11 protein-coding genes and 1 tRNA gene are annotated in these 10,497 nt (G+C 62.7%); all 12 read left to right on the top strand.

Going from position 1 to position 10,497, the window contains the following annotated elements; all coding sequences use genetic code 11:
- On the top strand, positions 1 to 385 hold a 385-nt coding region (locus tag ABNU97_RS09970), incomplete at its 5' end, for an Rnf-Nqr domain containing protein (RefSeq protein WP_348766583.1).
- A gap of 24 nt (positions 386 to 409) precedes the next feature.
- A complete protein-coding gene (gene nqrE, locus ABNU97_RS09965) occupies positions 410 to 1,018 on the top strand; it encodes an NADH:ubiquinone reductase (Na(+)-transporting) subunit E (protein WP_293627248.1) in 609 nt (202 codons plus the stop codon).
- 29 nt (positions 1,019 to 1,047) lie between these two features.
- On the top strand, positions 1,048 to 2,277 hold the full coding sequence (gene nqrF, locus ABNU97_RS09960) for an NADH:ubiquinone reductase (Na(+)-transporting) subunit F (RefSeq protein ID WP_348766582.1): 1,230 nt from the start codon (positions 1,048 to 1,050) through the stop codon (positions 2,275 to 2,277).
- Between the two features lie 272 nt (positions 2,278 to 2,549).
- Positions 2,550 to 3,494 carry an FAD:protein FMN transferase gene (locus tag ABNU97_RS09955; RefSeq protein ID WP_348766581.1) on the top strand — a complete coding sequence of 315 codons (945 nt, stop codon included), beginning with the start codon at positions 2,550 to 2,552 and terminating at the stop codon, positions 3,492 to 3,494.
- Positions 3,491 to 3,679 (top strand): DUF539 domain-containing protein, encoded by a 189-nt coding sequence (locus tag ABNU97_RS09950; protein ID WP_348766580.1) that lies wholly within the window; start codon positions 3,491 to 3,493, stop codon positions 3,677 to 3,679. Before ABNU97_RS09955 ends, ABNU97_RS09950 begins: the two co-directional genes overlap by 4 nt.
- Positions 3,679 to 4,077 (top strand): CBS domain-containing protein, encoded by a 399-nt coding sequence (locus ABNU97_RS09945; RefSeq protein WP_348766579.1) that lies wholly within the window; start codon positions 3,679 to 3,681, stop codon positions 4,075 to 4,077. The genes ABNU97_RS09950 and ABNU97_RS09945 overlap by 1 nt, the downstream gene beginning before the upstream one ends.
- A 110-nt stretch (positions 4,078 to 4,187) precedes the next feature.
- Positions 4,188 to 4,264, top strand: a tRNA-Met gene (locus tag ABNU97_RS09940).
- A 53-nt stretch (positions 4,265 to 4,317) separates the two neighbouring features.
- A complete protein-coding gene (gene rimP / locus ABNU97_RS09935) occupies positions 4,318 to 4,770 on the top strand; it encodes a ribosome maturation factor RimP (protein ID WP_348766578.1) in 453 nt (150 codons plus the stop codon).
- Between the two features lie 60 nt (positions 4,771 to 4,830).
- A complete protein-coding gene (nusA, locus tag ABNU97_RS09930) occupies positions 4,831 to 6,354 on the top strand; it encodes a transcription termination factor NusA (protein WP_348766577.1) in 1,524 nt (507 codons plus the stop codon).
- A gap of 69 nt (positions 6,355 to 6,423) precedes the next feature.
- Positions 6,424 to 9,063, top strand: coding sequence for a translation initiation factor IF-2 (infB, locus tag ABNU97_RS09925; protein WP_348766576.1), 2,640 nt, complete (start codon positions 6,424 to 6,426; stop codon positions 9,061 to 9,063).
- A 23-nt stretch (positions 9,064 to 9,086) separates the two neighbouring features.
- The gene (gene rbfA / locus ABNU97_RS09920; protein ID WP_348766575.1) at positions 9,087 to 9,518 is read left to right on the top strand and encodes a 30S ribosome-binding factor RbfA; all 432 of its coding nucleotides are present in this window, start codon (positions 9,087 to 9,089) and stop codon (positions 9,516 to 9,518) included.
- Positions 9,505 to 10,428, top strand: a complete 924-nt coding sequence (gene truB, locus ABNU97_RS09915) for a tRNA pseudouridine(55) synthase TruB (protein ID WP_348766574.1) — start codon at positions 9,505 to 9,507, stop codon at positions 10,426 to 10,428. The genes rbfA and truB overlap by 14 nt, the downstream gene beginning before the upstream one ends.
- The last annotated feature ends 69 nt before the right edge of the window (positions 10,429 to 10,497 follow it).

Genomic DNA, 10,497 nt, shown 5'->3' with positions numbered 1-10,497 from the left:
CGATCTGGCCAAGTCGATGTCGGTGTTCGTGGGTCTGATCATCACCAACTGCATCGTCATGGGTCGAGCTGAAGCCTTTGCCATGAAGGAGCCGCCGGGTCTGGCGTTTCTCGATGGCCTGGGCAACGGGCTCGGCTACAGCCTGATCCTGCTCCTGGTAGGCGTGATCCGCGAGCTGTTCGGCGCCGGCTCGCTGCTGGGCTATCAGATTCTCCCGCTGGCCAGCGCGGGCGGCTGGTATGTGCCGTTGGGCATCATGCTGCTGCCGCCGAGCGCGTTCTTCATTATCGGGTTTCTGATCTGGGGGCTGCGCAGCTGGAAGCCCGAGCAGAACGAAGAAGCGGACTATCAGATCCACCAGGTGCATCGCACCGAAGTCGTCTAGCGGCAGACCGACGAGGCATTCGACGTGGAAAACTATCTCAGCATTCTGATCAAATCGGTCTTTATCGAGAACCTGGCGCTCGCCTTCTTTCTCGGTATGTGTACCTTTCTGGCCCTGTCGAAGAAGATTTCGACGGCCATCGGGCTCGGCGTTGCGGTCATCGTGGTGCAGGGTCTGACCGTGCCGGTCAACAACCTGATCTATCAGCATCTGCTCAAAGAGGGCGCACTGGCCTGGGCCGGGCTGCCGAACACCGACCTGAGCTTTCTGGGTCTGATCAGCTATATCGGCGTGATCGCGGCCATGGTCCAGATTCTCGAGATGTTTCTCGATCGGTTCGTGCCGGCGCTCTACGCTGCGCTGGGCATCTTTCTGCCGCTGATTACGGTGAACTGCGCCATCATGGGCGGTTCGCTGTTCATGGTCGAGCGCGACTACGGTTTTGGCGAGAGTCTCACCTATGGCCTGGGCAGCGGCATTGGCTGGGCGCTGGCCATCGCCGCGCTGGCCGGCGTGCGCGAAAAGCTCAAGTATTCGGACGTCCCGGACGGGCTCCAGGGGCTTGGCATTACTTTCATTACGGTGGGCTTGATGTCGCTGGGCTTCATGGCCTTTTCCGGTATTCAGCTCTAGACACGCGACTTCGGAGAACGTGAGAACTCATGGGTGAAGTAGCGCAAATCAGTCTTGGCGTCGGGGTGTTTACGGGCGTCGTGTTGTTCCTGGTGGCGGTGATCCTGCTGGCCAAGTCGCGGCTGGTCGCCAGCGGCAACGTCAATATCGAGATCAACGGCGAGAAGACCATCAAGGCCGCCGTGGGCACGAAGCTGCTGGGCGCGCTGGCCGACTCCAAGCTTTACGTATCGTCTGCCTGCGGCGGCGGCGGTACCTGTGCGCAGTGCCGGGTGAAGGTGCTCGAAGGCGGCGGCGCGATCCTGCCCACCGAGGAAAGCCATATCAACAAGCGCGAAGCGCGCGAGGGTGATCGGCTGTCCTGTCAGGTGACCGTCAAGCAGGACATGAAGATCAAGGTTCCGGAGGAAGTCTTCGGCGTCAAGCAGTGGAAGTGCAAGGTCCGCTCGAACGATAACGTCGCCACCTTCATCAAGGAACTCGTGCTCGAACTACCCAAGGGCGAGCACGTCAATTTTAGAGCCGGCGGCTATATCCAGATTACCTGTCCGCCGCACGAAGTGGCCTACAAGGACTTCGTGATCGACGAGCGCTTTCATGAGGACTGGGATACCCATAACCTCTGGCGTTATGTATCGAAGGTCGACGAGACCGTGACGCGTGCCTATTCGATGGCAAACTATCCGGAAGAAGAGGGCATCATCATGCTCAACGTCCGGATCGCCACGCCGCCGCCGCGCAACCCGGACGTCAAGCCGGGGGAAATGAGTTCCTACATCTTCGGCCTCAAGCCGGGGGACGAAGTGCTCATTTCCGGGCCGTTCGGCGAATTTTTCGCCAAAGATACCGACGCGGAAATGGTGTTCGTGGGCGGTGGCGCCGGTATGGCGCCGATGCGTTCCCACATCTTCGACCAGCTTGGGCGTCTCAAGACCAACCGCAAGATGTCGTTCTGGTACGGCGCGCGTTCAAAACGCGAGATGTTCTATGTGAACGACTTCGACACGCTGGCCGAAGAAAACGACAACTTCACCTGGACCGTCGCCTTGTCCGACGCCAAGGACGAAGACGAGTGGACCGGGGAGACCGGGTTCATTCATAACGTCCTCTACGAGCGCTATCTCAAGGATCATCCCGCGCCGGAAGACTGCGAGTACTATCTGTGCGGCCCGCCCATCATGAATGCGTCGGTGATCAGCATGCTCGAGGATCTGGGCGTCGAGCCGGAAAACATCATGCTGGACGACTTCGGGGGCTAACGCTTCGCGACCGTCGCCCGTCAACGACCCCGCGTATGGCCTGGCCGCGCGGGGTTTTTGTTGGCTGAATGTAGAGTTGTCCCGCGAGCTGCTCCGCGTATCCAGATGAACGCGGGCGTGAAGGAAAAGATATGCAAGCCAACATCGTTCATTCCGAATCAGGCGCGCCGGGACGGCGCGGGCGAGCGCGCCCGTGGGCGCTGGCGCTGACGCTAACTTTCGCGCTGACTCTTCTTGCAGCTTGCAGCGGCGAAGAGCGCGAACCGATTGCCGTGAGTGGTCCCGCCCAGGGGACAACCTACAGCGTTACGATCATGCAGCCGCCCGCCGAGCTCGACAGGGCCCGCGTTAAAGCGGCCATGGACGAGTTGATCGAAAAGATCGACGCGCAGATGTCGACTTGGCGCGACGACTCCGAAATCGCACGCTTCAACGCCGCGCCCCAGGGCGAATGGGTCCCGGTATCGCCGGAGTTCGCGCAACTGACTCGGCGCGCGCTCGCGCTTGGGCGCGACACCAATGGTGCCTTCGATGTCACCCTGGCGCCTATTCTGAAGGTATGGGGCTTCGGTGCCGGCGCGACCGAGCCCACCCGCCTGCCGACCGCCGACGAACTGGCAGCCGCTCGTGAGCACACCGGGCTCGGGCTTGTCGAAGTACGCGACCAGCCGCCCGCGCTGAGAAAGCGCGGCGCCGGTGTAACCCTCGACCTTGCCGGGCTGGCGCAGGGCTATACGGTCGACCTCATGGCCAAACGTCTCGATGAGCTGGGCGCGAAGCGCTATCTCGCCGAGCTGGGCGGGGAGCTGTATGCGAAAGGCAACAAGACCGGGCGCTCGCCCTGGCGTATCGGCGTGGAGAAGCCCAAGGCCGGTGCGCGGGAAATCGAGCGCGTGGTTGGTCTGGCCGATGCAGGCATGACCACCTCGGGCGATTATCGCGACTATTTCGAAATCGACGGACGGCGCTTTTCGCATACCATCGATCCGCGCACCGGCCGACCGGTTGCGCACGACGTGCGGGCCGTGACGGTAATCGCAAAAGACGCCACCCTCGCCGATGCGATGGCCACCGCCTTGCTGGTCATGGGCGAAAAGGCCGGGCTGCGCTATGCGGATGAACATGATCTCGCCGCGTTATTCGTGAGCGGCGACGCACCGGCGTATACTGAAGCCTACTCCAAGGCATTCGAACCCTACATCGAGGAGTCGAAATGACACAGTTGCTGATACTCACCCTCGTGGCTTTCGCTGTCATGGCGCTGGTCGTCGCGGGCATGGCGGTCGGGGTCATGGTGACCGGGCGCGAAATCAAGGGCAGCTGCGGCGGCGTCGGTGGCGGTGATTGTGCCTGCAGCAAGGGCGGCAACTGCCCGACGACCGACAAGGCGCAGTCGCACTGATGTCTGCGCCATCGCTGGTCGTCAAGGACTACATGCGCGAGGTCCTGGTGACCTTCCGTCCCGACACCGACGCGCTGCGTGCGGTGCATCTGCTGCTTGAAAAAGGCGTCTCGGGCGCGCCGGTCACCGACCGGCTTGGCAACATCGTGGGGTTGCTGTCGGAAAAGGATTTGCTCGGTATCGCGCTCGAGGCGGGCTACCATGGCGACGCTGCGGGGACTATCGAAGCGTTGATGTCGAAAAAAGTCGTGACAATCGACGCAGAAGATAGTATTGTTAGTGCCGCTCGGATACTCCGGGATGCGTCGACGGAGACGCTGCCGGTGATGCTCGAAGGGCGTCTCGCTGGTATGATTACCCGTCAGGACGTGCTTCGTGCATTCGAGAGCCAGCGCTAGTTTAGGCGTATGAAATTACGCATCGGCTAGTGAATTTTTTTTGAAGCTATAGTGACAAATCAGGGCCTTGCATTATGAAGGCCAATTCATTATAGTTTCGCGCCATCGGGTGCGGGGTGGAGCAGTCTGGCAGCTCGTCGGGCTCATAACCCGAAGGTCGCAGGTTCGAATCCTGCCCCCGCTACCACATCTTGGTTGGATTAAAAGCCCCCGATGCGGGGCTTTTTTTATTGGCGCTTTATGTCGCAACGTCTTCACGAACTGCTCGAACCGATCATCAGCGATCTGGGCTACGAGCTCTGGCATCTCGAATCGGTCGGCGCGGGCCGCAACCGCGTGCTGCGTATATATATCGATTCGCCCGAGGGCATCGCACTGGAAGACTGCGAGGCAGTCAGCCATGAGGTGAGCGCGGCGCTGGATGTCGAAGACGAGGGCAGTGACCAGTATCAGCTGGAAGTGTCGTCGCCGGGCCTGGATCGGCCGCTCGTTACCGGTGAGCATTTTCGCCGCTTCATTGGCGAGCGCGCACGCGTCAATATGTTTGCGCCGGTCGCCGGCAAGCGAAAGCTGCGCGGTACGATTCTGGCGGTCAACGGCGACACGGTTGATTTGGGCTGTGACGACCAGACATACAGCCTCGCGACAGGTGATATGGCGAAAGCCCGGCTGGAGCCCGTCTTTGAAGAATAGGGGCTTTGTCGAAGCGGTTTTGCCGGTCAAACGCAACACGAACGATTTCGGGTGGCAGCGATGAACAAGAATGTCCTATTGGTCGCCGAGGCGGTTTCAAACGAGAAAGGCGTCGATCGAGAGATCATCTTCGAGGCGATCGAAGCCGCGCTCTCTTCGGCAACCCGCAAGAAGCACGGCGGCGAAATCGCGGTGCGGGTCGCCGTCGACCGCAAGACGGGTCACTACGAAACGTTCCGACGCTGGCAGGTGATCGAGCCGGGCGCCGAGGGCGAAGACGGCGAGCCGGTATTCATCGAAGCGCCGGATCGCGAGATCTCGCTCGAAACCGCCCGCGAGAACTATCCCGACATCCAGCCCGGCGAGTTCATCGAAGAGCCGATGGAGTCGGTCGAGTTCGGGCGTATCGCAGCCCAGGCCGCAAAACAGGTCATCGTGCAGAAAGTGCGCGAGGCCGAGCGGGCCCAGATTGTCGATCAATACAAGCATCGCGTGGGCGAGCTGATTACCGGGCTGGTCAAGCGCATGGAGCGCGGCGCCGTGATCCTGGACCTCGGTGGTAACGCCGAGGCGATTATCCCGCGCGATCAGATGATCCCGCGCGAGCCGATGCGCCCGGGTGATCGCGTGCGCGGCTATCTTTACGACGTGCGCCCCGAACAGCGCGGCCCCCAGCTTTTCGTGTCCCGTACCAAGCCTGAATTCCTGCTCGAACTGTTCAAGCTGGAAGTGCCGGAAATCGGCCAAGGCCTGATTGAGCTGCGCGGTGGCGCGCGTGATCCGGGCCTGCGCGCCAAGATTTCGGTCCAGGCCAAGGATCGCCGTATCGACCCGGTCGGTGCCTGCGTCGGCATGCGGGGTTCGCGCGTACAAAGCGTGTCGAACGAGCTGGCTGGCGAGCGTATCGATATCATCATGTGGAACGAGAATCCGGCACAGTTCGTCATCAACGCGATGGCGCCGGCGGAAGTCGAATCCATCGTGCTCGACGAAGACTCGGGCAGCATGGATCTGGCGGTCGCCGAAGACGTGCTGGCCAAGGCGATCGGTCGCGGTGGTCAGAACATTAGGCTTGCCTCGGAGCTGACCGGCTGGAAGCTCAACGTCATGACCGTGGAAGACGCGGATGCGAAGAGCGAGGCCGAAGGCGAAGCGTTGCAGACGATGTTTCGCGAGCAGCTCGACGTCGACGACGAGGTCGCCGTCATTCTGGTCCAGGAAGGCTTTACGACCACCGAGGAAATCGCCTACGTGCCCCTCGAAGAGCTGGCCGAGATCGAGGAGTTCGACGAGGATATCGGCGAGGAGCTGCGCAATCGCGCCCGCGATTACCTGCTGTCCAAGGCGATTTCCAGCGTGGAAGGCGGGGCCGAGGTCGACGACGACCTTTACGAAGTCGACGGCGTAGACGAGGAACTTGCCGCCCGCCTGGGCGAAAACGGTATCCTCTCGCGCGACGACCTCGCCGAACTCGGCGCGGACGAACTCGTCGAGATGGTCGAAATGGATGAGGCAACGGCCGGCAAGCTGATCATGGCTGCGCGGGCGCACTGGTTTGCTGACGAGCAGGCCGACGCCGAATAGAATTGTCCTGAACAAACGGACGCCCGGCGCGGCAACGCACCAGCGCGGGCCCCATGGAGTAAGCAGAATATGGCGCAAACGACAGTCAAACAGCTGGCATCGGAAGTCGGTATTCCGGTGGAGCGACTGATCACGCGCTTGGCCGAAGCCGGTGTCTCCGCTTCTACGGAGAGCGACGGCATCAGCGACGACGACAAGCTCAAGTTGCTGCGGCATCTTCGTGAAAGCGGCGGCGCGTCTCGGTCGGGTGGAAAACTCGGTACTCGCAAGAGCGGTGTCTCGTCGCGTCGGCGGTCGACCTCGGAACTCAAGGTCAACACCGGCCGTGGCGCGACCTCGGGTCGTACGGTCAGCGTGGAAGTACGCAAGCGCCGGACCTATCGGCAAGAACAGCAGCCTGAAGCGGCGCCGGAACAGACGCCAGCTCAGGACGCCGAACAGCAGGCGCGCGTAGAAGCCGAAAAGGCAGAACAGGATCGCGTCGCACAGGAAGCCGCGGAACAGGCGCGCCGCGAAGAAGCGGAGCGCGCCGAGGCCGAGGCCAAGGCCCAGCGCGAGCAGGAAGAGGCGCTGCGTCAGCAGGCCGAGGAACGCGCCAAGCGCGAAGCCGAGATCAATGCCCAGCGGGAGGCCAAGGAAAAGGCCGATCGCGAAGCGCTCGACAAGGAACGCGCCAAGCGTACCGTCAAGGTCGACGACGCGCGCTCGCGTGCCCAGGAAAATCTGCGCCGCGCCGCGGAAAGCCATGGTCGCACCCAGGAAGACGTCGACCGCGAGAAGAATCGCGGCAAGCGCAAGGAATTGCACGTCGCCGAAGGCAAGGAAGGGCGGCGCAAGAGCAAGAAGAAGCGGGTTACCCGTAGTGCCAGCAAGGTTAACGTTGCCACCGAACACGGCTTCGAGCGTCCGACCGCCCCGGTAGTTCGGGACGTCGAGATTCCCGAGCTCATCACCGTGTCCGAGCTGGCCCAGCGCATGGCCGTCAAGGGCGGTGATCTGCTTAAGCGCATGATGAAGCTGGGCGTGATGGCCACCATCAACCAGACCGTCGACCAGGATACGGCGTATCTGCTGGTCGAGGAGATGGGCCACAATCCGAAGCCGGTCAAGTCCGAGACGGCGGAAGAAACGCTGATCGACGAAGTACGTGCCGAGGAGAACGAAGTCGAAGGCGTTACCCGCGCGCCGGTCGTGACCATCATGGGTCACGTCGACCACGGCAAGACCTCGCTGCTCGACTATATCCGTCGTACCAAGGTGCAGGCCGGTGAAGCCGGCGGCATTACCCAGCACATCGGCGCCTATCACGTGAAGCACGACAAGGGCGCGATCACCTTTATCGATACCCCGGGCCACGCGGCGTTCACCCGCATGCGTGCTCGCGGTGCCGAGATTACCGATATCGCGATTCTGATCGTGGCCGCCGACGACGGCGTGATGCCGCAGACCAAGGAATCCATCCAGCATGCGCGCGCGGCCGGCGTGCCGATCGTGGTCGCGGTCACCAAAATGGACGTACAGGCGGCCGATATCGACAAGGTCAAGAGTGGCCTGTCGGCTGAAGACATCATCCCGGAGGACTGGGGCGGCGATACCATGGTGGTACCGGTGTCCTCGCATACCGGTGAAGGCATTGACGATCTGCTCGACGCCATCCTGCTGCAGGCCGAGGTGGCCGAATTCAAGGCGCCGATCGACGTGCCGGCCCGTGGCACGGTCATCGAGTCCAGCCTGGAGAAGGGTCGTGGCCCGGTCGCCACCATTCTGGTGAAGGCCGGCACCCTCAAGCGTGGTGACGCCATCCTGGCCGGCCCGCATTTCGGTCGTGTTCGTGCCATGTTCAACGAGCTGGGCGAGCAGGTGAAATCCGCCGGGCCGTCTATTCCGGTCGAGGTGCTGGGGCTGTCCGGCACGCCGGAAGCCGGCGACGATGCGTTCGTGGTGGCCAACGAGAAGCGGGCCAAGGAAATTGCCTCGCAGCGCGACGAGCGCGAACGCGAGAACAAGCTGGCCCAGCAACAGGCCGCACGCCTGGAAGAAGTGTTTTCTGCGATTGGCGAGAACGGCCCCTCGGAAACCAAGGATCTCAACCTGCTCATCAAGGGCGACGTGCAGGGCAGTGTGGAAGCACTGGTCGAGTCGCTGGGCAAGATCCCCTCGGAAGAGGTCAAGATCCGCATCATTTCGAGCGGCGTGGGCGGTATCAGCGAATCCGATGTGGAACTGGCTCTGGCGTCGAAGGCGATCATCATCGGCTTCAACGTGCGTGCCGATGCCAAGGCCCGCAAGGTGATCCAGGAGTCGGGCGTGGACGTGCGCTATTACAGCGTCATCTACGAAGCGATTCAGGACGTCACCGACGCGGTCAGCGGCCTGCTGGGCACGGAAGTGCGCGAAGAGATCATCGGCCTGGCGGAAGTGCGGGATGTGTTCCGTTCCTCCAAGCTGGGCGCGATCGCGGGCTGCCTGGTTGCCGACGGCAACGTGGTGCGTGGCCAGCCGATTCGCGTGCTGCGCGACAACGTGGTGGTCTACGAAGGCGAGCTCGAATCGCTGCGCCGCCACAAGGACGACGTCAACCGCGTGCCGGCCGGTACCGAGTGCGGTATTGGTGTCAAGAACTACAACGACATCAAGCCCGGTGACCAGATCGAAGTCTACGAGCGCACGGAAGTCCAGCGCGCGGTGCAGACGGCGGAGCCGGCCTAGGCCGGCCGCGCAGAGGCGCCGACATGGCACGCGAATTCTCTCGCAAGCATCGGGTGGCCGAGGAGCTTAAACGCGAGCTCGGCATATTGATCACCACCGAGGTCAAGGATCCGCGCGTGCGGCTGGTGGCGATCACCTCGGTCGAAGTCTCGCCGGATCTGGCGTATGCCAAGGTGTTCGTCGGCAGCTTCGACGTCACGGCGCCGCCGGAAGAGTCGAGCAAGGCGATCGAAGGGCTCAACGCGGCGCGCGGTTTTCTCAAGCGTGCGCTCGGCAAGCGGCTGCGTTTGCGCCTGATGCCCGAACTGCGATTTATCGAAGACACCACCGAGCGCGATGCCCAGCATATGCGCGAAGTCATCAATTCGGCGGTGGCCGAAGATCGTCGCCACGGCGACCCGTTGGCCGACGACGACAGCGCCGCCGACGATAGCGAGGCGCATGGGGCGTCGTAAGCGCGGGCAGGATATCGACGGCGTCGTGCTGCTCGACAAGCCTGTCGGTTGTTCTTCCAACGCAGCCCTGCAACGCGTGCGTCGTGCCTTCGATGCTCGCAAGGCCGGCCATACCGGCAGCCTCGACCCGTTGGCGAGTGGCCTTCTGCCCGTATGCCTGGGCGAGGCGACCAAGGTGTCGTCCTATCTTCTGGCGGCCGACAAGACCTATCGCGTGACCGCATTGCACGGGGCCCAGACGGCGACCGGCGATCGCGAGGGCGACATCGTGGCGCGCAGCGACGTCGCCATGCCGGATCGCGGCGCGCTGGAATCGATTCTGGCGGGCTTTATCGGCCCGCAGCAGCAGATTCCGCCCATGTACTCCGCTCTCAAGAAGGACGGAAAGCGCCTCTACGAGCACGCACGGGCCGGCGAGACGGTCGAGCGTGAACCGCGCGATATAACCGTCCACGCGATCGAACTCATCGACTGCGATGCGCACAGCTTTACGTTGGAGACGCGTGTCTCCAGCGGTACCTATATCCGAACGCTGGTCGAGGACATCGCGGCGACCTGGCAGGGCGTCGCCCATGTCGGCAGCCTGCATCGCACGGCGATCGGCCGCTTGGGCACGGAACTGGGCATGACGGCGCTCGCCGATATCGAAGATCGCGCCGCGGCGGGCGAATCGCTCGACCAATGGCTGCTGCCGCTGTCGGTAGCGGTGGCGGATTGGCCGCAGGTGGTGCTCGATCAGTCCAGCGCGGCGGCCATGAACCATGGGCGTGCGGTGGAATGTCCCGCCGCTGTCGACGCGTCGCAGACTCTGTGTATCTGTGATGATCTGGGCCAGATCCTCGGCCTGGGCTATATCGATGAACGCGGCATGCTCGCCCCCAAGCGGTTGTTTGCTCGGCCGCAGCGATAGCGCGCAGCCCAGACCTTCGCGCTGCGCCGGCCCACGCCGCACGGGATCGCGCGAAACCGGTTGTACAGC

The sequence above is a fragment of the uncultured Salinisphaera sp. genome (genome assembly GCF_964012375.1).
Classification (GTDB): Bacteria; Pseudomonadota; Gammaproteobacteria; order Nevskiales; family Salinisphaeraceae; genus Salinisphaera.
This window is presented reverse-complemented; position numbering and strand designations above follow the sequence as displayed.